This window comes from Yersinia antarctica, assembly GCF_056636475.1.
The window spans coordinates 77447-99667 of the sequence record NZ_JBSJQF010000001.1 but is presented as its reverse complement, the minus strand read 5'-3'; the positions used below and the strand labels follow the sequence as shown (position 1 = coordinate 99667).

Genomic DNA, 22221 nt, shown 5'->3' with positions numbered 1-22221 from the left:
ATTTCTGCGACAATGACACTTATTGGGAGAGGTTATATGGCTCACATCTGTATCTGTTTTAACCTATACCCTTCATACTTCAAACTGCATGTGCGTTGGCTACACTCAATCACCCGAATCACTTACTTCAGTAAGCTCATCGGGACTCATTCGCTTGCCGCCTTCCTGCAATTCGAATTATTTTGGGTATCAATAAGAAACCGGCGAATATGCTTTTACACATACTCACCGGTCTTATGCACGGTTAAAATTAATCCAGGGACACGTTCTCGAAATGGTGTTTACCCAACGGATCTACAACATAACCCTTCACTTCTTTACGCACTGGCTCATACACAGTTGAGTGAGCAACAATCAGCGCCGGAGCTTGATCATGCATAACAACCTGAGCTTGTTTGTAAAGTGCGACACGTTTGTCATGATCAGACTCAGCACGAGCAGGCTGAATCACGTCTTCAAACGGCTTATAACACCATTTGGAGTAGTTGGAACCTTGCTTGGCCGCATCACAGCTAAACAGGGTGGCGAAGAAGTTGTCTGGGTCCCCATTGTCCCCAGTCCAGCCCATCATCACCGTTTCATGCTCGCCGTCTTTAGCACGCTTGAGGTATTCGCCCCACTCGTAAGTCACTATCTTGGCTTTCACACCAATTTTCGCCCAATCAGACTGGATCATTTCAGCCATACGACGGGCATTCGGGTTGTACGGACGCTGAACTGGCATTGCCCACAGATCGATAGCGAATCCATCTGGTAGGCCCGCTTCTTTCAACAGCTCTTTCGCTTTAGCCGGATCGTAAGCGTAATCTTTCACGTCATCGTTGTAGCCCCACATAGTCGGTGGGATCAGGTTCTTGGCTGCTTGACCAGCACCCTGATAAACCGCATCAATAATCGCTTCTTTGTTAACAGCCATGGTCAACGCCTGACGAACCTTCACGTTATCCAATGGTTTTTTCTCAACGTTGAAGGAGAGGTAACCGACGTTCAAGCCAGGTTGCTCCATCAGGTTGATGGTTTTGTCTTCTTTCATGCGAGCAATGTCAGCCGGGTTAGGGTATGGCATAACCTGACATTCATTTTTCTGCAATTTAGCGTAACGGACTGACGCATCTGGTGTAATAGAGAACACCAAACGATCAATTTTCGGCTTAGTACCCCAGAAACCCTCAAAGGCTTTGTACAGGATACGGGAGTCCTTTTGGTATTGTTGCAACTGGAATGGGCCGGTACCGATTGGGTTCAAATCGACTTTTTCCGGGGTGCCTGCTTTCAGCATCTTGTCGGCATATTCAGCAGACAGGATAGAGGCAAAGTCCATCGCCAGATCGGCAAGGAATGGCGACTCAGGACGCGCCAATTCAAAACGCACGGTGTTGTCGTCAACTTTAACCACATTGGTGATCAAATCACCCATACCCATGCCCTGGAAGTATTCATAGCTGCCGCCAGACACTTTATGGTACGGATGTTTGTCATCTTTCTGACGCATGAAGGAGTAGATCACATCGTCAGCATTGAGATCACGGGTCGGTTTGAAGTCTTTATTATCTTGCCACTTCACGCCTTTACGCAGATGGAAAGTATAGCTTTTGCCATCTGGGCTAACTTCCCACTTTTCAGCCAGACCAGGTTCAATTTCGGTAGTACCGAGTTTGAATTCAACCAGACGGTTGTAGATGGGTACCGAGCTGGCGTCATACGTTGTGCCAGAGGTAAAGAGCTGCGGGTTGAAACCCTCAGGTGAACCTTCAGAACAATAGACTAATGTTTTTGCTTGTACACTGGCCGCCACGGTCAGTGCAATCAGCCCAATACCGAATTTCAGTATCCCTGTTTTTCCCAAGGAAATCGTCATCGCTTGTGCTCCATTATGGTGATGTGTGTTGTGTGTACGGCCAGACCCTATAATTTTTTCGTCCGTGGACTGTACCGTTTTGGCTCATTAGCCGCAGGGATGCGGGATTGAGATGTCGGATAAAAGCTATCACGACAGCAATTTTGAATGCATTGAATCACCCAAACTGCTCTCTATGACTCCCCCTGAGGGTACCAATTTGGCAACAGTTGGTGGCAACGTCAATACGGTCTGAAAGGTTTTATCAAGACAATGAGAAACAGCATGCAAACATAAAAAAAACTTCTCGTTAACATTATTAGCATGAAAAATTATGCTAGCGGTAATATGCCAGCGATATTGACTGGCTAATTAGAATAAAGCAGTCGCAACATCCAGTGACAAACGAAAAAACTTTGTTGCTAAATGATGCATATCTGGTCGGATTTTTTTGTAATCTCGACAGAAAACAGGAGGAAATGCTGTCGTGACAGCCGATAAGTGACGTGATCGTTGTCACATCCAGCCAGAATTTCACACATCTTGCGTGCCGTTAAAAAAGCAAAGTCAGCTTGCCCCCCCCCTCACCGTCCAAGAGATAGCAAGGCTTCATACGAAAGTGCACCCTAATGGTGCCCCTTATGAGTGCATGACTGCGCAACAGATATTATCGGTGACCAAATCATGTCAGTGGGGGCGATTTAGATTAAGGAAATAGCGGGATGGATAGGCAAATTTGGCAGAAAAAACACAAAAAAAACCCTGACTTAAAAGTCAGGGTTCTTAAATTTGGTCGGCGAGAGAGGATTCGAACCTCCGACCCACTGGTCCCAAACCAGTTGCGCTACCAAGCTGCGCTACTCGCCGAATCGGGGCGCATCTTACTGCTACGATTTTTGGCCGTCAATCACTTTTTAACAAACGCTGAGTGACTGTTGTTAAAAACATCACCAACGGCTAAAACTGACGCATTTGCACGTAAATCAGGCTTCCGCTTGCTTTAATTCTGGCGATTGCGCCCGTAGGAATGGCAGCAAGAAGAATGCAGATAAACAGGCCGCAATGGAAATAACCACAAAGAAACCATTCCAGTGCCAAACCTCCATCACGCGGGCAATGGGGTAGCCAGATAAGGCCGCACCCAAGTAGGCAAACAACCCAACAAAACCGGTAGCAGCTCCCGCAGCATCCTTATGTGAGCATTCAGCGGCAGCCATACCAATTAACATCTGCGGGCCAAAAATGAAGAAGCCAATGGCAAAGAAGCAACTCGCCTGCAAGATGTAACTGACACCCGGCATAATCCACAACGACGCCACCGAGAGGAAAATTCCAATAGCAAATATCAAGTTCATTGGCCCACGGTTGCCACGGAACCACTTATCAGAACCCCAACCTGCCACCAACGAGCCAATAAAACCCCCCACCTCGAACAGTGAAATCGCCGAGTTGGCCGTCATCAATGAATAACCTTTCTCTTGTGTCAAATAAAGGTTACCCCAGTCATTGATAGCAGTACGAACGATATAAACCAGCACGTAAGATACCGCCAGCAACCAGATATATTTGTTGGTTAATACATAGCGCTTCACAATCTCTTTATTTGATAGCCCCTGGCCTTCAGATTCCTGGACCAATTCCATCGCATCATTGCGCCACTTACCCACACTCGGCAACCCCATCGTGCTCGGCTTATCACGCAAGCGCCAACACATCAGTAAACCGATCACCACACCGATAATACCAGGGATAATCATGCCGTAACGCCAGCTAAAGTGCAGAGAAATAAAGCCGACCAACAAGGGAATCAGTGCACCACCAAAGTTATGCGAAGTATTCCACATCGCCCACCAACCCCCGCGTTCTGAGCGCGAATACCAACTGGTCAGGATTTTGGAACAAGGCGGCCAACCCCAACCTTGGAAGAAGGCATTAAGGATCCACAAAGAACCAAACACAAGCAGTGACGAGCTCATGCCGAACAGGATATTGATAACCCCGGTCATAACCAACCCAATGCCCATAAAGTAGCGCGGATTTGAGCGGTCACTTATCATGCCGGAGATAAATTTAGAGCAACCATAAGTGATATAAAAGAGTGTGCCTAAAATCCCGACATCAGACATGGTCAGCCCTAAATCACTCAGCATTGCAGGCATGATGAAGTTAAAGCTTTTACGGGTGAAATAGAACGCAGCGTAGCCGATATACATCGTCCACATTAGTTGAATACGCCAATATTTATAAGACGAATCAATTTGCGCTTGATCCGTGACGGGCGGCACGTTATCGCGGCTTTTGAGGAAAGACCACATGTGAACCTCAGAAATTTTTTCAAGTAGAGTCATCATGTTCCTCGTGCGTACAAAACCAATGAGAAAAAACCCTGCAAAAACCGAGAATATTTCTTAGTTTTCATTAGCTGGCAGAGAAACTGTGGGCAAGATCACATTTAAACAGGTGCCGTTATCGACACTCAGCGTAAAATCCCCCCCTAAAGCACTCACCCGTGATTGCATACCTCTTAGCCCATAACCTGGGGTTAATGTCGCCAAATCAACACCTTTTCCATTATCGCGAATCGTCAGTGTTATCTGTCTATCATTCTGTTGTGCATTAATTTCAATCCGGCTGGCAGCACCATGGCGATAGGCATTGGTTACTCCCTCCTGACAGATACGGTATAGGGTGATTTTCAGTGTTTCATCTATATCAGCGTCACTGAGTTGCCAGTTAAGCACACCGGTCACTGATTGATCCTGCGGAATAAGTTCACGTATTAGTGCAGCAATAGCCGCCGATAAGGGCAGATTATTCAATGCCGCAGGCCACAGTTTCGCCAAAACATCATGGACACCATCGTAAACCCGCAACGCCAGCGTCTCGACCATTTCGGCACTGGCCAATACCTGTGGTTGGGTAGTTAACCGTTTGATAATACTGGCTTGGGTTCGGATAACCGTCACTGTCTGCCCAACCTCATCATGCAGTTCACGTGCAACATCACGCCGGGCATGTTCTTCGGCCACCACCAATGCTTTAGCCAACTCACGATTTTCATTCAGCCGTAGCTGTAATTGGTAATTTAACTCGCGCTGACGCTGGATCCCCGCACCTAATAATAAGCCGGTCAAACTCTGCGCCAATAACGACAACAACAAATCACGGTGTGAATCTAATTCTGCGGGGGTATTGATCAATAACACCATGCCATTGAGCAATGTGGCCACCACCGCCCCTTGCCAACCATAGCGATAAGACATAAATACAATCGGGATTGCCAAACAGAACGGTGCAAACAAATACAAATCTGACTCGGTGACATGATGTTGTAGCCATATGCTCAAGGCGAATAGCAGCAGATACCACAGGATATGGCGCAAACGTAGATTAATGGGTTTATGAATCAGCCCCGGCTCCAGCGGAGCCCAGATTTGACGCGCCAGATAGTGCCACAACAACAGACAAATCGGCGCGATGGTAAATCCACCCACCAACCCCAATAACAGCGCCATCGCACCCTGACCACTGTTAATTTGCCATCCTAATGCTTGTATCAATGCAGCACCAAAAATCACCACACCTTGCATCAAGGGCCACTTCCATTCACTGCCGCTGCTCTGATTGCGCAACAGCCAAGGAGAAGCGATAACCGCCAATAACGTGGTCGCCAGCAGTAAGGGAATCGCAGCCCACAGCAAGCTATAAGGATAGCCAAACTGATCAGTCAGCAGCCACCATAGCAGTGCATCACCCAACAGAATGCCCGGCCAATATTGACGTGGGCTTTGCAATAAAATGCCCATCCGCAGGCCAAACGGGAACAGCAGTAGTGCCTGTAACGGCCGATCAACTAATTGAGTGCCAACGGACCATAAACAGAAAGCTGCAGTGATATAAATAAATAACAATGCCAGCAGCATAATAAAACGCTGCATCATAGATTCAATACCTACTTAGCTAACTCAACGTTATTACTGACACCGAGCTTGGAAAATAAGTTAGCGCGATGAACATGCACGGTTTTCGGTGACAGGCCAAGTGACTCGGCTATCTCGCGCACTTCCATTCCTTGCGCTAATAACAAGGCAACTTCCCGCTCACGTCGGGTTAAGGGGTCAACAGCAATACGAGTCAATTGTTGGGCGATTTCAGGCATCAGATAGACGCCGCCACTGCCAACGGTACGGACAGCGGAAACCAGATCTTCTGGCTTACAACGCTTGGATAGGAACCCCCGCGCACCACGCTCCAACGCCATTTCCACTAGCGCCGGGCTGTCGTGCATCGAGAGCATAATGACCCCCATCCCTGAAGGGAGGTCTTTCAGTAAATCTAAACCACTCTCATCAGGCATCGAGATATCACAAATACAGATATTCGCCTGTAGGCTAGGTAATCCGAGGCGTGCCTGTTTTGCTGAACTAAACTCCCCCACCACTTGAATATCGTCTTCCAGAGAAAGTAGCTGGGCAAAACCTGAGCGCACAATGTCATGATCATCAATAAAGGCAACACGGTAAGTCATGGAAGACTCCAGCCAGTAGGGATTGGAACTGGAGTATACCGTAACCTAAAAGTGACAATGGGATTGGAATCAAAAATCATTCCGTATCGGATTATACTTGTGCTAAATGTTTATTTTGCGGGCCGCCCCGGTGCCTGGCACCAGTTATTCTGGGCATTAATGCCGCCATCTGGCGAGGTATAACCTAAACAACCCAAAATAGAATCAAACAATTCAACCTGACGATGGGTCTTACCCACCCGCTGCTCAGCCTGTAGTTGCTCAAAAGCCGCGAGATGATCCGGTTGCGCCAGGAATTTGTCCGAGGCCCAAACCATCAATGGCACACGGAATTGCTCCGGGGGCGCCATTTCACGTGGTGTTCCATGGAAGTGGGAGTTCTCGTCAATAGACTCACCATGATCCGATGCATAAAACACTAATGCTTTTTTATCCCGCATTTGGTCAATCACATTTGCGATAAACGAATCGGTATACAGCACACTGTTATCAAAAGCGTTCACCAATTGCTGCTTACTGCAAAAATCATCGACCCCCATACATTCAGGCTGATAGCGGGCATAACTGCGGGGATAGCGTTGGGAATAGAGGTAATGTGAGCCTTTGGTATGCAATACCACCAAATGTTTGCCTACAGGATAACGTCCCAGAGACTCCTTCAATTCATCAACCAGCAGCATGTCATCTACCGGCTTATCATCGTTGCGCTTCTCTGAAGCAATCAATTCACGGAACGAGTAATTATCAGTATTCGCATTGTTGTAGAACCAAATTTCGCTCTGCATGGCAAACAGTTCAGAGGTAAAACCCAATGATTTCATCACCGTAAACACATTTTGCTCTTTCAATGTGCGCTGTGGATTATTCTCAGTGCCGCCTTCGCGCACAAACATGCAGCGCAGTGAAAGTTTGGTTGAGGTATCACAAGATGTGCCACGGAAAGCGACTAAATTCTTCTCTTTACTCAGGCGAGGAGTGGTATCACGTGGGTATCCCAACAACCCCATATGATCCCAACGCGTTGTTTCGCCAATGATAAACACAACATAGGTGTCATCAATACCGGCAGGCGCGATATAAGTATGGTGTTCGGTCGGGTTATACAATGTTACCGCATCATAACGCTCGTTATATTGGGTATAAGCATATAAACCCAATGCAGCCAACCAGTTAGAGGGTAAATATGAGTGAGCAACCACACCGCCATAACTCGGCAAATCCACCGTTTTCAGTTGCTCATTAGCATCTTGTACATTATCCAGATAGCGTAACGGCAACCAAACCAGCGCCACAGCAACCGCCATCAACAAAACAGGCTTAATACGCTGCCCTGGTGTCAAAAATTGCTCAAGCAGGGTTAGCCGCAGAGTGTTTTTCCAGATAAGTAGTAACGGTAGTGTGCTGACCAATACCATCCAAATGACAAAATGTAACCCGATGACTTCTTTCGATAAATCTGTATCGGTGGTCAGCACCGAAATAACGATGCCGTAGCCAATGACAACATTGAAAAAAGTCATGTAATAGCTGGCAGCGACAGAAATTAGGACCAGCAGGGTGGCAATAACACGATAAAACCACCGGCCACCGAGGGAGATCACCCTCATAACAAAAAAGGTAAACAGAATAATGGCCATCACTTCGATGATAGCAGACACGACTTTTATGCCTTGGATACCTTGGCTAAAGGAGTCAAAACGACGATAAAAGACAGATATATTCAGGAAAATACCAATATAAACAGCCAACAACAAAGAAATGCTTTGCTGTGATAAAGATTTAACTCTGTCCATATAACGCCAGGTCTCCAGAGACACTATTTGCGGCTTGAATCAGTCAGACAGTGAACCCCCCCTCAGGTTCAGTGCGAGATCAATAAGCATGCTATTGATTTTAGTTACAAGAATTATCTTAACAATTCTTAGTTCGTCAATCCACGAACTAGCGCATAGTCTCTAGAGGATATATTGGCTTATTTATTTGAAGTTAGAGCAGAAAATTTGGGGATGCAGCATATAGCCCACAAGATAATTCTCATGGGCTGCTGAGATGAGAAATTGGCTTATTTGATATTCAATGTCACATCAATATTGCCACGCGTGGCATTGGAATATGGGCAGACAACATGTGCCTTTTTCACCAAATCTTCTGCTACGCTACGCTCGATACCCGGCAAGCTGATATCCAGTTGCACTTCAATACCAAAACCAGTTGGAATGGCACCAATACCCACGGTACCTTCAATGCTGGCATCATCCGGCACTTTCACCTTTTCTTTTGATGCCACAAATTTCAGCGCACCAAGGAAACAAGCTGAATAGCCCGCAGCAAAGAGCTGTTCTGGATTAGTCACAGCGCCCCCCGCCCCACCCATCTCTTTTGGGACGCCCAATTTCACATCCAATACGCCATCTGAGGATGTTGCCCGACCATCACGCCCGCCAGTGGCTTTAGCTTTGGCACGGTATACGACTTTTTCAATAGACATTTTGCTTTCCTTTCTGGGTCAGTAAATATGAACAACAGCTACGACTTGAAAGTATGGCACTCATTATGAAAAAGCCCCCGATTCGGAGGCTTTAACATCATCTTATTTCGCTGGTGCGTCTATCTTGTCATCTATCCGCTGCAACATGTACGAATAGAATGGATTTGATGAGATACGCATCAGTGAGTCTAACCCGACAACCAGTACCGCCCGCTCACCACGAGCGGCAAAAGTCCCCAAGCTGATACCGTATTGGTCACGCGGTTCTGGATAGCGGCCATACAGCGAATCACTCATTGGGAATGGCAATGCCACGTGGGATAACGAGAAAATGTCCGGTGGGTAAATCAAGCCGGTAGGTACTGAAACCTCGTTAGTCTCACCCGCCAAGGTAGTCAGCGCCACTGTTTCATTACTTTGCGGTGAAACGTTGGTAATCACCGTTACGCTATAATTACGTGGTGGTGGAGGCAACAAACGCGCCAGAGCAGTATAAGAAGAAGTTCTTAATAGCGGGCCGAAACTGGCGGCACGGTTCAAATCGAACAGCACCACTTCGCTACCATTCTTCGGCAAGTGGTTATAAAGAGCAGTAACAACCGCACGAGTACTGACCGTTGAATCCATTAACGACTGGAAGGTCAGAATCGGAGGTAACTCCTCCATCTTATTGTTTCTGGCATCACGTGCAATTTGCTGTTGCAGCACAGACGTCAGTAAATAAGACTGACGGGCAGCATTCACTGGGAACGAGTTATATTTGAAAGGATTAAACTCCGGCACAATCCCCAACCAGGCAGCTTTAGCAAAGGCCGGGAAGATAGCGGGCCAACCGGCAATACCGGCAAAACGCGCAAAACTGGTGACACCGATCATCGGGGATATCAAGATAACCCGCACCGGTTTCGCCAGTGTTGGGTCATCCATTGAATCCAACGTATATTTCATTGCCAACGCGCCGCCATTGGAGAAGCCGACCACGTGTAGCGGTAAATCAGGGCCACTCAGTGCTTTGGCTTCACGAACAGCTAAGCGCGTTGCCGCCAGCCAGTCCTGCCATTCAACATCGGTCAGAGCCGCAGGCACTGTTCCGTGAGCGGGCAAACGAATACCAATGGCAACATATCCACGCTGACGATAATTTTCAGCAATATGACGCAGGCTATAAGGGGTGTCAGTTAAACCATGCAGTAAGACCACCGCACCTTTAGGTTTACCTTCTGGCTCAAGAATATATGAGCGATTCCAGTCATTTTTGAAATGTGGGGGGTAAATCGAGCTACCAGAGTAATAACGATTTAATGGAATTTCATTCCTTGGTTCCAGTTTCTCGGTAACATTAATCCGCACTTCATCGAAAAGGTTATTTTCAGCTTTGATGTAATCCGCCCAACTGGCTTTATCAATCTCAGCCGCGCGCATATCATGAGGAACAAACGTATGCCAAAGCTCGAGCTTTGGGCCACGTTGTGTATCGTAAATTCGTATCGCCAGTATGGTAACTGACATTACCACCAAGACCAGTACAATCCGTTTAATCCACCGCTTAATGGCTATGGCAGGCATGGGCCGCTACTCCGTATGTATATAATTTTTCACAATTGAGGTCAGTTTATCACCATCTGGCCACGCCGCTACTTTAAACGCAAAACATTATCTTGGTATATAGTGCGATAACAATAAAATGAATATGTGATTATTCCATCAACTCAACATCTTTAGACGGGGTAATTATTCATTGCTCATCGGACCCCACTCTATAATTAAATAGTCTGAAGCATTAAGTAACCTGATTTAATTTTGTCGTGAGCTGACCTCAACAGAATCCTTCATCTACCGGGGTAACATCCTATGAAAAAAACTGAACCCGTGACCGAGCAGCCGCCACTACAGACACGTAAAGTCGATTATCTCCGCTACCATCGTGCTCATGAACACTTATCAACCCCTTTCGGCAACAGTTGGTTTGCCCAGAAAGCAGAAGCTTTTGCCCGTTTTTTCGGCACGCCAGTCTTCCTTGGCGCACAAACACTCATTGTGGTGATCTGGATTGGTCTGAATGTGATGGGTATTGTCAAATTTGATATTTACCCGTTTATTTTGCTAAATCTGGCTTTTAGCTTACAGGCGGCCTACGCAGCACCCCTTATTTTATTGGCGCAAACCCGCCAGGCAGAACGTGATAAGGCTAATGCACAAGCCGATGCACAACATCGCGAGGCACTAGCCATTGCGAATGAAGAGCGGCAAAGAATGGCAGCGCAAAATGCGGAACAAATGCTGGAGTTACTGCGGCAGAATACAGAACTCACCACCCTGACCAATCAATTAACCACCCGCCTTGAAACCATGGCGTTAGAATTACACCAAAAATTGGTGATCAATGTGCCGACTCGCCCCCCACAGAGCTAAAAAGCAACAGTATGGCCGCTGAATCGATCATCAGCGGCCAGTCGTGACTAAACCTCGCGACTTTCTATCTGTTTTTGCAAACTCTCTATCGGTTCTTGAAGAGACCGTGGTGAAGCCTTGCGTAACCAGACCCACCAGGCGAGAGTCATTAATACTACCCACGCCACCCCAACATACATGGCGATACGGGTATCAGGGAAGTAACCTAAAACCGCGATAATAAATGCCATAAAGATGATGGTCAGAATCGGTGCCACTGGCCAGAACGGTACCGGGAATGTCAGCCGGGCAATATTCTCTTTGCTCATAGAGCGGCGCATCGCCACTTGCGAGATAAGGATCATCAGCCATACCCAGACCGTCGCAAAGGTGGCAATCGAGGCAATAATCAGGAATACATTTTTCGGGATCAGATAGTTCAGCACCACACCACATAACAGTGCGATTGCCATCACCAAAATAGTCATCCATGGCACACCATTACGGGTCAGACGGCTAAAACACTTCGGTGCCAGCCCTTCTTGCGCCATGCCGTACATCATGCGACCCGCACCGTAAATATCACTGTTAATGGCGGAAATAGCCGCGGTAATAACCACCAGATTCAAAATATTAGCAGCAGAACTGATACCTAAACTACTGAAAATCTCAACAAAAGGACTGCCATTTTGCCCAATACTATTCCATGGATAAATAGCCATCAGCACAAACAAGGTCAAAACATAGAACAATAGAATGCGTATCGGTACGGTATTAATGGCACGTGGTAGTACTTTTTCTGGGTTCTTTGCCTCACTGGCCGTGACACCGATAATTTCTATCCCCCCAAAAGCAAACATCACCACGGCAAATGATGCAATCACCCCCGTCAAGCCATTCGGCATAAATCCTTGATGAGACCAGAGATTACTGACACCGGTGCTCTCATGACCTGCACCAAAGCCAAACATCATGATGCCCAAGCCGGCAGCAATCATGGCAATAATCGCCGTCACTTTTAGCAACGATAGCCAGAACTCCATTTCACCAAACACTTTGACTGAGCAGAGATTCAGCGCACCAATAAAGAAAATAATACTCAGCACCCAAACCCACTGTGGCGCATCAGGGAACCATAACCCCATATAGATACCGAATGCGGTGACATCAGCCAACGCCACAATAATCATCTCAAAGGTATAGGTCCAGCCAGTGAGAAAACCGGCCAGCGGCCCAAGATAACGGCTGGCATAGTGACCGAAAGAGCCTGCTACCGGGTCATGCACTGCCATCTCACCCAGCGCGCGCATCACCATAAACACGGCCGCTCCGCCGATGAGGTAAGCAAGTAAAACTGCTGGTCCCGCCAGACGAATCGCCTCGGCAGAGCCATAAAACAGACCGGTCCCAATGGCGGAACCTAACGCCATAAACCGGATATGCCGGGCACTGAGGCCTCGTTTGAGCGTGGATGAATCATTCTTCATGGTACATTCTCGCAAAATTTGTGCCTTTTCAGGCAGGGGTTCAGAGAGGGTGATCCCGGTAATCGGGACCACCCATAGGTTGATGTAATAACTGGTGACCGTTGTTATTAGTAGATTAATTGTTATTAGTTGATGAACGGTTATTAGTGGACAAATCGTTATTAAAGGCTGGGTAGTAGGTGCGCAGGCATCAGTTCATTCATATGACGCTGCGCAATGAGTTGGCTTGCCGCTTCAATATCGGGGGCAAAGAAACGATCTTTCTCGTAGTAGGCTACATGTTGGCGCAATAGCTGGCGGGCAGGCTCCAATGCATCCGAGGTTTTCAAACCTTTGCGCAAATCCAACCCCTGACATGCCGCTAGCCACTCAACAGCCAGAATGTCGCGCACGTTTTCGGCCATTTCCCACAAGCGTTTACCCGCACGTGGTGCCATAGAGACATGGTCTTCCTGATTGGCAGATGTAGGAATACTGTCAACACTGGAAGGGTATGCCAACCCTTTATTTTCGCTGGTTAATGCAGCAGCAGTCACCTGTGCAATCATAAAACCAGAGTTTACGCCGCCATTTTCCACCAGGAATGGTGGTAACTGCGACATATGTTTATCCATTAATAGTGAAATACGACGCTCGGCTAATGAACCTATTTCAGCCAGTGCCAATGCCAAATTATCCGCTGCCATAGCCACCGGCTCAGCATGGAAATTACCGCCTGACAGCACATCGCCTTGTTCGGCAAACACCAGCGGATTATCTGATACTGCATTCGACTCGATAGCCAGCACCTCTGCTGCCTGACGCATTTGAGTCAGGCAGGCACCCATCACCTGCGGCTGACAACGCAGAGAGTAAGGATCCTGTACTTTGTCACAATTCTTATGAGATTCAGAGACTTCACTGCGATCGCCCAACAGGTGGCGATAAGTATTAGCCGCGTCAATCTGACCACGCTGGCCTCGCACCGCATGAATACGTGCGTCAAACGGGCTACGGGAGCCTAAAGCCGCTTCCACGGTGAGGCTGCCAAAGACAGACGCCGCAGCATAGAGATCTTCGGCTTCAAACAAACCACGTAGTGCATAAGCTGTTGAAACCTGAGTGCCATTAAGTAATGCTAGCCCTTCTTTGGCCGCTAAGGTGAGCGGTTCCAGGCCCGCTTTCGTCAGAGCCGTGCGAGCATCAAGCCATTCGCCCTGATAACGCGCTTTACCTTCTCCCAACAGCAGCAAGCTCATGTGCGCCAAAGGTGCTAAATCACCGGAAGCACCCACGGATCCTTTTAGCGGAATATGCGGATAGACCTCTGCGTTAACTAACGTAATCAACGCATCAATGACTTCCCGACGGATACCTGAAAATCCACGCGCCAGGCTATTGATTTTCAACACCATAATCAGCCGCACAATGGCGTCGTCATTCGGCTCTCCGACGCCGGCCGCGTGGGAAAGGACTATCGAACGTTGCAGGTTCTCCAGATCTTCGGTAGCGATGCGAGTCGATGCTAACAGGCCAAAACCAGTATTAATGCCATAGGCAGTACGCTTTTCTGCCAATATTGCCTGTACGCACTTCACACTCTGCTGGATAGCCGCATCAGCACTTTCATCCAGCGATATGTTGACTGGATGTTGGTATATATGTCGCAAATCCGCCAACGTCATCAGCCCAGGGTGCAGTACCATTGTTTTATTGACTGTTTTATTGACTGTTTTCATGATTTTTTACCTTGAGTTGCAGCAACCATCGGCAGGTTCAACCCCTGCTCTTGTGCACAATTAATGGCAATGTCATAACCTGCATCTGCATGACGCATAACACCAGTAGCCGGATCGTTATGTAATACCCGGGCGATGCGCTCAGCAGCATCATCAGTGCCATCACAGACCACCACCATGCCAGAGTGCTGGGAGAAGCCCATCCCGACACCACCACCGTGGTGCAGAGAAACCCACGTTGCGCCACTGGCCGTATTGAGCAATGCATTGAGCAGCGGCCAGTCAGATACGGCATCAGAGCCGTCCTGCATCGCTTCGGTTTCTCGGTTAGGACTGGCAACTGAACCGGAGTCCAGATGGTCGCGGCCAATGACAATCGGGGCCGACAGTTCACCACTGCGAACCATCTCGTTAAAAGCCAAACCTAATTTAGCGCGCTGCCCCAAGCCTACCCAGCAAATACGGGCCGGTAGCCCTTGGAAACTGATACGTTCGCGGGCCATATCCAACCAGTGATGCAAGTGCTCATCATCAGGGATAAGTTCCTTAACCTTGGCATCGGTTTTATAAATATCGTCGGCGTTACCAGAGAGCGCAGCCCAGCGGAACGGGCCAATACCGCGACAGAATAGCGGGCGAATATACGCAGGGACAAAACCAGGGAAATCAAAAGCATGAGTGACCCCCATATCTTGTGCCATCTGGCGAATATTATTGCCGTAATCAAAGGTTGGAATACCCATATTGTGGAAGGCCAGCATCGCTTCAACATGTTCCGCCATGGAAGTTTTAGCGGCATTAACCACCAATGCGGGTTCGCTTTGGGCGCGCTGACGATACTCTTCCCAGCTCCAGCCTTTTGGTAGATAACCGTTTAGCGGGTCATGTGCGCTGGTTTGGTCGGTCACCATATCTGGGCGAACCCCACGACGAACCAGCTCAGGTAAAATTTCAGCCGCATTGCCACACAGTGCAATAGAAACAGCTTCACCCGCCGCAGTATATTTTTCGATTCGCGCTAACGCATCATCCAAATCGGTGGCTTGTTCATCGACATAACGGGTTTTAAGACGGAAATCGATGCGGCTCTGCTGGCACTCAATATTCAGAGAACATGCACCCGCCAAGGTTGCCGCCAGTGGCTGTGCCCCGCCCATGCCACCCAGACCTGCCGTTAATACCCAGCGCCCTTTCAGGCTGCCACCAAAGTGCTGTCGACCGGCTTCGACGAAGGTTTCATAGGTACCCTGCACAATGCCTTGGCTACCGATATAAATCCAACTGCCTGCGGTCATCTGGCCGTACATCGCCAACCCCTTGGCATCTAGTTCGTTAAAATGCTCCCAGTTGGCCCAATGAGGCACCAGATTCGAGTTGGCAATCAATACTCTAGGGGCGTTACTGTGGGTTTTGAAGACACCGACGGGCTTACCTGACTGAATCAGTAGCGTCTCGTCGTCATTCAGATGGGTCAGGCTTTCAACAATCTTGTCATAGCATTCCCAATTGCGGGCTGCGCGGCCGATACCGCCGTAAACCACTAATTCTTTTGGATTCTCAGCCACGTCTGGATCAAGATTGTTCATTAGCATACGTAACGGGGCTTCGGTCAGCCAACTTTTGGCCGTAAGTTGCGTACCACGCGGGGCACGAATCTCAGTATCACGGAATCTATTTTGGGCAGTCACGGCAATTTCCTTCAACCAGTTTTTCAGGTATCAACGACATTACTTAGCTTGAGTATTTATTAACATATACTCGTATAGACAAGTACAATCAAGCTCTGGAAAAAAGGCAATATTCTGCCGTACCCAAAAAAAATAATATTATGAATAGTGTTTTAAATTAATTAGTTATAATTAATTCCGTTCTGCGTTAAGGCAGAGTAGAAGGATTTTCAACGTGGTTTTACTGATGAAACTAGCATAAAATTGGTGTGTTTTTGCGCACGAAGTCACATATATGTCACATGGATTTTACATTGTGACACACTAAATCGGCGATATCGTCCCCAAATACACTATACGGTTCCGCGGTTGACCATTAGGGGCTACCAAACACAAAATTTATCCGTCGTTACCTATAACTCATTGTTTATGATGAACCTGGCTATCAACAGGCGCTTGCTCTCGCTCAGTTAAGCCGTAGTCCCGTACCACCGCCGCTACCCGCAGGCGATAACCGGCGAACACACTCGCACGCCCCGCGGCTTGTGCGCCACGATGCTGTTCAATATTCCGCCACTGCTTAACGGCCGCCTCATCGCGCCAAAATGATAGCGATAACAACTTCTGCGGGTTACTTAAACTCTGAAAACGTTCTACTGAAATAAAACCGTCCATTTGTTCCAATAAAGGTTTCAGTGCTCCGGCATAATCCAGATATGCGTGGTACTCGCCCTCTGCCGGTTCAACTTCAAAGATAACTGCGATCATCGGTGACCCATCGGATAAAATGAAAGAAAACAATATTAAACGAAGCCATCAATGTATTTAAGACATTTACGTCTTTTCTGGGGTTAGTTGGCGATTATATAGGATGTACGTCACTTACTATGCCGGTAGGGGAGCATGTGCTGGCGCGGGTTAAAAGCTTCAGTTATTGATGGGATTGGGGCGCCCTCATGGCGGTTATTTTGTTCTTATCGGGATAACAGCATTGGATCGCCCCGATAAAACGCAGTAATACAAAACCTTATAAAGCCACAATGATAAAAGCCCCGACTACAGTAGTCAGGGCTTTTAAGGTACTACAGATTTAAAATTAAACATTAATCAACTTAATAACGTGACACTTATCTTAGTACTATTTACAAAGATGTACCTATTTCTACAGGAATATTTGGTGCTTACAACTAACTCTATCCTCCAATATATTAACTGAATGATAACATTTCCCGTTTGTTACATTTAGCCATGCTTATGATAACACTGACTAAATTAGTACATCACCCTCGCGATATATACTCTTACTACATGGCTTTACTTTCTTCGCGATATCCTCGACTTCATACTTACGTACACAAATCGCGAACATTACTATTAACAACAAAGCCTTAACTCATCGCGTCATCGCGTTTTGGTCCACATATGCGATCGTAAAGATTTATTACGTGGCCTGAAATCATCATCGCACGAGTCCATTATTAAAAACCCATCGCGAATCTCACATAAAAAAATATTTCGTGACCTTTATCGCATTATTTTAAATCAACTACATGGACACCGGCTAAATAAAGAGTTCGTTACTAATTGCACCGGTGTTGAATTCCAATCTACGTGTTCTGTACCAGATGTCAATACTGTTTTTAAGAACATGTTTTTATTATCAGTACTACTGAAAATAACTTGGCATTTTATTGGGTTAGAATCATACAAAATCTTCCGTATCGAATCATCATAACTTCAACAAGCTGATTCTACTTATTTTTCATATTTACTTAAAATGGGGATATTTTGTAAGTGCTGAGGAATAGGCAAAAAAATTTTTTGGCGGAAGATCACAGGAGTCGAACCTGCCAGGGACCGCTGGCGGCCCCATCTGGATTTGAAGTCCAGCCGCCCCACCGGGGACGATGATCTTCCATTTGGAAGAATGGTGTAAGGCGGTGATTATAGCTTGTTTATTGTATGGTGCTAGCCATTCAATAAACATGATGAATAATCCCCTCAAGTAAGAGTGGGATGAGACATTATTGAGAGTACCGAATCAGTTAATAGCTCACTTCGCCATATTTATCGCGGTGTTCTTTCGGGGTAATGGAATAGCCTTTTTTGAATACCGAATAGAAGTATTGTAGCGATGGATAGCCGCACATTTGCGATATTTCATTGATAGGCAAGGAAGTGGCAGCCAATAAGTTACGCGCCCGATCAAGCTTTTCTTCATGAATTACGCCATGAATGGTCTGCCCAATGTCATCCTTAAAGCGTTTTTCCAGATTTGAGCGCGACATTCCTACCGCATCTAATACCTGCTCAACCTTAATCCCCTTACAAGCATGATGGCGAATATAATGCATCGCCTGAATCACTGCCGGATCACGTAGCGAGCGAAAATCGGTTGAGCGGCGGGCCATGACTTTAACCGGTGGCACCAGAATGCGCTGTAATGGCGCTGTCTCTTGTTGTTTCTGACGCTGATTAAGGCGTTGATGCAACAACTTAGCTGCCCGATAGCCCATCTGTCGGGTTCCCTGCACCACCGAAGAGAGTGCCACCCTCGATAAATAGCGGGTTAACTCTTCATTATCAATACCAATAACACTCAGCTTCTCGGGTACCGCAATATCCAGATGCTCGCACACTTGGAGCAAATGTCGCGCTCGCGCATCCGTCACAGCAATAATCCCGGTCTGGTGTGGTAAGGTCTGCACCCAGTCCGCCAGGCGGTTCTGGGTGTATTGCCAGTTAGCTGGCGCGGTAGCCATTCCTTGATAAACCACCCCTTGGTATTGCTCCGCCGCCACTAACTGTCGGAAAGCATATTCTCGCTCCTGTGCCCAGCGTTTATCACTGCTGGCAGGCAGTCCGTAGAAAGCAAAACGATTTAAACCCTTTTCTTTCAAGTGCATAAAAGCAGCCTCAACCAGCGCTGCATTATCCGTCGCAATATAATCGACCGGCGGATAATCTGCCGGTTGATGATAAGAACCACCCACGCCAATAATCGGGACATCTACATTCGCCAGTAATTGCTCTATCTGCCGATCATCAAAATCGGCAATAACACCGTCACCCAGCCAATCTCGAATGTTATCGATACGGCAACGAAAATCCTCTTCAATAAAAATATCCCAATCACATTGTGAAGCTTGTAAATACTCACCGACCCCTTCCACCACTTGCCGGTCGTATACTTTGTTAGCGTTAAACAGCAAGGTTATCCGGTAGCGTTTCTCAAACATGGGAATGGCTCCTGAAATAGGTGGGATATCAAGACTCAATAAGCAGAGAGATCAACGCAGTATGGCATTGATCTCTCTGCAAAAAGATAGGGTTAAACCCGGCGTTTGGTCGCGGAATCCATCCATACAGCCAGCAACAAAATCGCACCTTTGACAATGTACTGCCAGAAAGTCGGCACATCCAGCATGCTCATCCCATTGTCGAGAGAAGCCATAATAAATGCGCCCATCACGGCACCAGCAACACTGCCGATACCCCCTGCAAGGCTGGTACCACCAATCACACAAGCTGCGATGGCATCCAATTCGGCAATATTACCCGCAGAAGGTGAACCCGCCCCCAGGCGGGAACTAAGAATCAGACCGGCTATTGCCACCATCAATCCATTGATAGCAAATACCGCCAGTTTGGTGCGTTCTACATTGACCCCAGATAAACGGGCTGCATCGATATTGCCGCCAATGGCGTAGATCCGGCGACCAAAAGCAGTCCGGGTAGCCATAAATATACCGGCCAGCATCAGCGCCGTAAGAATTAATACCGGGGTAGGGACACCACGATAATCATTCAATAAATATATAGCCCCAAGAACTATTACAGCAGTAATAGATTGGCGAGTAACATCTCCCTGGGGTGCCGCAACCGGCAAACCCAGCCGAATACGGTGACTACGCCGACGCCATTGCCAGGCCACAAACAACATCAGGCCAATCGCCCCGATACCAAAACCGAATCCGTTAGGCAGGTAGCTTTGGCCGATTTGTGACATCGCATTACTGGTTGGCGATACTGTGGTGCCGTTGGTAATACCGATTAAGATGCCACGGAAAGCCAGCATTCCGGCAAGGGTGACAATAAATGAAGGAACTTTGCGATAGGCAACCCACCAACCGTTCCATGCCCCCAGTACTAGCCCCAAGCCTAGCGTAACCACAATAGTTAGCGGCAACGGCCAGCCAAGCCACACATCAAAAATCGCGGCCACACCGCCCAGCAACCCCATCATCGAACCGACCGACAGATCAATCTCCGCTGAGATAATGACAAACACCATCCCCACCGCCAAGATGCCGGTGATCGCCGTTTGGCGCAGAAGATTCGAGATATTTCTGGCGCTGAGATAGGCCCCTTCAGTGGTAAAAGTGAAAAACAGCATAATAATGGCAATAGCGGCCAACATGACAAAAACTTGCAAATTAACTGATTTTAGCCGAAATAGTGGCTTTTTAACGCCATTTTCTGGTGTATTCAGTTCAGACTGATTAGCTTGCGACATGGGTTTCACTCCTGAGTGCGGCTTCCATGACCTTTTCTTGGGTCAGGTTATGGTTAATGAGATCAGCTTTGATGCGCCCCTGATGCATGACCAGCACCCGATCACTTAATCCCAAAACCTCCGGCAATTCAGAAGAAATCACAATGACCGCAATTCCCTGCAGGACCAATTGATTGATAAGTTTATAGATTTCATATTTTGCGCCGATGTCTATACCACGAGTTGGCTCATCGAGAATCAAAATTTTCGGGTTCAGTAACAGGCATTTAGCCAGAATCGCTTTTTGCTGATTACCACCGCTAAGGCGGGCAATCGCCAGCTCTGATGAAGAGGTTTTGACCTTTAACCGCGCCAGAGACTGCGCAATGGTGGATTGCTCTTTGGCATCATCCAGCATGCTAAAAGCACCGGTAAAATCATCCAAGGCCGCCAGTGTGATATTCGCGCCCACCCCCATCACCGGTACGATGCCGTCTTTTTTGCGATCTTCTGGCACCATCGCAATGCCCAATTTCATCGCCTGCTGACACGTGTTGATGGTCACCGGTTTACCATCAATAAAAATATCTCCCTGCCAACGGCCCGGATAGACGCCGAACAGACATTGCACTGTTTCGGTTCGACCTGAGCCTACCAACCCGGCAACACCTAGAATCTCGCCACGTTTCAACACGAAAGAGACCTCATCGACCCGGCGAATATGGCGGTTGACCGGATGCCAGGCACAGAGATTTTCCACCCGTAGAATTTCTTCGCCAATATGGTGGGCTTCATGGGGGTAAAGCTCTTTCAGTTCGCGGCCTACCATCATAGCGATAATGTCATCTTCGCTCATGGTCGCCGCCGGGCGGGTACCAATATGACGACCATCGCGGATCACACAGATATGATCGGATATCGCTTTGACTTCATTCAATTTATGCGAGATATAGATACAGGCAATACCGTGGTTTCGCAGGTCACGGATAATATCCAGCAAAATAGCGGTTTCACTTTCAGTCAGTGAGGCGGTAGGTTCATCTAATACTAGTAGCCGCACTTGTTTATTCAGCGCTTTCGCAATTTCAACGAGCTGTTGCTGCCCAAGGCCCAACTCACCGACGGGAGTGTGAGGGTCGACGACCAGTTTGACCTGTGCCAACATCCGCTGGCAGCGTAAATACATGGCATCGTAATCCATAATGCCGAAGCGCCCCCATTCGGAACCGAGGAACATGTTTTCCAGCACCGACATCTGTTTCACTAACGCCAGTTCCTGATGAATTATCGCAATGCCCTTTTGCTCTGTTTCACGAATATTTTTGGCCTGTAACATTTCGCCTGAAAAAAATATTTCTCCCTGATAAGAACCGGTGGAATAAATACCACATAACACTTTCATTAGTGTGGATTTTCCCGAGCCGTTTTCACCACATAACGATAATACTTGTCCGGCCTCTAATGTCAGACTGATATTATCTACGGCTTTAACCACACCGAATTGCTTAGTAATATTTTTCATTTCTAGCAGGTAGGGCATAACCCCTCCTTAATACTGCTGATTTTATAGCATTGCGGCTACATTAAATAACGGCCATGTTAATAAATTA

General features: G+C 47.5%; 15 protein-coding genes and 2 tRNA genes. 1 reads left to right on the top strand and 16 read right to left on the bottom strand.

The genetic code is table 11. The features are described from left to right. Positions 1 to 250: 250 nt before the first annotated feature. The 8 genes from dppA to ACWJJO_RS00360 all read right to left on the bottom strand — a co-directional run bounded on the left by dppA (position 251) and on the right by ACWJJO_RS00360 (position 10419). Positions 251 to 1858: a dipeptide ABC transporter periplasmic-binding protein DppA gene (dppA, locus tag ACWJJO_RS00395; protein WP_083161401.1), complete on the bottom strand. Its 1608-nt coding sequence runs from the start codon at positions 1856 to 1858 to the stop codon at positions 251 to 253. A gap of 769 nt (positions 1859 to 2627) precedes the next feature. Further along, positions 2628 to 2704 (bottom strand) — tRNA-Pro (locus ACWJJO_RS00390). Between the two features lie 116 nt (positions 2705 to 2820). After that, positions 2821 to 4152 (bottom strand): MFS transporter, encoded by a 1332-nt coding sequence (gene uhpC, locus ACWJJO_RS00385; protein WP_083163967.1) that lies wholly within the window; start codon positions 4150 to 4152, stop codon positions 2821 to 2823. Between the two features lie 93 nt (positions 4153 to 4245). Beyond that, positions 4246 to 5778: a signal transduction histidine-protein kinase/phosphatase UhpB gene (uhpB, locus tag ACWJJO_RS00380; protein ID WP_083161403.1), complete on the bottom strand. Its 1533-nt coding sequence runs from the start codon at positions 5776 to 5778 to the stop codon at positions 4246 to 4248. An 11-nt stretch (positions 5779 to 5789) separates the two neighbouring features. After that, positions 5790 to 6365, bottom strand: a complete 576-nt coding sequence (uhpA, locus tag ACWJJO_RS00375; protein ID WP_481090507.1) for a response regulator transcription factor UhpA — start codon at positions 6363 to 6365, stop codon at positions 5790 to 5792. Between the two features lie 110 nt (positions 6366 to 6475). Beyond that, positions 6476 to 8158 carry a kdo(2)-lipid A phosphoethanolamine 7''-transferase gene (gene eptB / locus ACWJJO_RS00370; RefSeq protein WP_083161407.1) on the bottom strand — a complete coding sequence of 561 codons (1683 nt, stop codon included), beginning with the start codon at positions 8156 to 8158 and terminating at the stop codon, positions 6476 to 6478. A 269-nt stretch (positions 8159 to 8427) separates the two neighbouring features. Beyond that, the gene (locus ACWJJO_RS00365) at positions 8428 to 8853 is read right to left on the bottom strand and encodes an organic hydroperoxide resistance protein (protein WP_004713820.1); all 426 of its coding nucleotides are present in this window, start codon (positions 8851 to 8853) and stop codon (positions 8428 to 8430) included. A gap of 102 nt (positions 8854 to 8955) precedes the next feature. Further along, on the bottom strand, positions 8956 to 10419 hold the full coding sequence (locus tag ACWJJO_RS00360) for an alpha/beta hydrolase (protein WP_083161409.1): 1464 nt from the start codon (positions 10417 to 10419) through the stop codon (positions 8956 to 8958). A gap of 285 nt (positions 10420 to 10704) precedes the next feature. Here ACWJJO_RS00360 and ACWJJO_RS00355 point away from each other — a divergent pair, with 285 nt between their 5' ends. Then, positions 10705 to 11265: a DUF1003 domain-containing protein gene (locus tag ACWJJO_RS00355; protein ID WP_083161411.1), complete on the top strand. Its 561-nt coding sequence runs from the start codon at positions 10705 to 10707 to the stop codon at positions 11263 to 11265. Between the two features lie 47 nt (positions 11266 to 11312). On the opposite strand, the gene ACWJJO_RS00350 is transcribed toward ACWJJO_RS00355, so the two are convergent. The 8 genes from ACWJJO_RS00350 to ACWJJO_RS00315 all read right to left on the bottom strand — a co-directional run bounded on the left by ACWJJO_RS00350 (position 11313) and on the right by ACWJJO_RS00315 (position 22151). Further along, positions 11313 to 12731 carry an amino acid permease gene (locus tag ACWJJO_RS00350; protein ID WP_083161413.1) on the bottom strand — a complete coding sequence of 473 codons (1419 nt, stop codon included), beginning with the start codon at positions 12729 to 12731 and terminating at the stop codon, positions 11313 to 11315. Positions 12732 to 12892: 161 nt separating this feature from the next. Then, on the bottom strand, positions 12893 to 14416 hold the full coding sequence (gene hutH / locus ACWJJO_RS00345) for a histidine ammonia-lyase (RefSeq protein WP_372569835.1): 1524 nt from the start codon (positions 14414 to 14416) through the stop codon (positions 12893 to 12895). Positions 14417 to 14445: 29 nt separating this feature from the next. Continuing rightward, a complete protein-coding gene (hutU, locus tag ACWJJO_RS00340) occupies positions 14446 to 16137 on the bottom strand; it encodes a urocanate hydratase (RefSeq protein ID WP_442824783.1) in 1692 nt (563 codons plus the stop codon). A gap of 399 nt (positions 16138 to 16536) precedes the next feature. Continuing rightward, complete coding sequence (locus tag ACWJJO_RS00335; RefSeq protein WP_481090506.1) at positions 16537 to 16884, bottom strand: antibiotic biosynthesis monooxygenase family protein; 348 nt, start codon at positions 16882 to 16884, stop codon at positions 16537 to 16539. Positions 16885 to 17938: 1054 nt separating this feature from the next. Beyond that, positions 17939 to 18033 (bottom strand) — tRNA-Sec (locus ACWJJO_RS00330). A 128-nt stretch (positions 18034 to 18161) separates the two neighbouring features. After that, entirely contained in the window at positions 18162 to 19355 is a 1194-nt protein-coding gene (gene xylR / locus ACWJJO_RS00325) for a D-xylose utilization transcriptional activator XylR (protein WP_083161429.1), read from the bottom strand. A gap of 92 nt (positions 19356 to 19447) precedes the next feature. Next, positions 19448 to 20632 (bottom strand): xylose ABC transporter permease XylH, encoded by a 1185-nt coding sequence (gene xylH, locus ACWJJO_RS00320; protein ID WP_083161431.1) that lies wholly within the window; start codon positions 20630 to 20632, stop codon positions 19448 to 19450. Next, positions 20619 to 22151 carry a xylose ABC transporter ATP-binding protein gene (locus ACWJJO_RS00315; protein ID WP_481090505.1) on the bottom strand — a complete coding sequence of 511 codons (1533 nt, stop codon included), beginning with the start codon at positions 22149 to 22151 and terminating at the stop codon, positions 20619 to 20621. The genes xylH and ACWJJO_RS00315 overlap by 14 nt, the downstream gene beginning before the upstream one ends. Between the last annotated feature and the right edge of the window lie 70 nt (positions 22152 to 22221).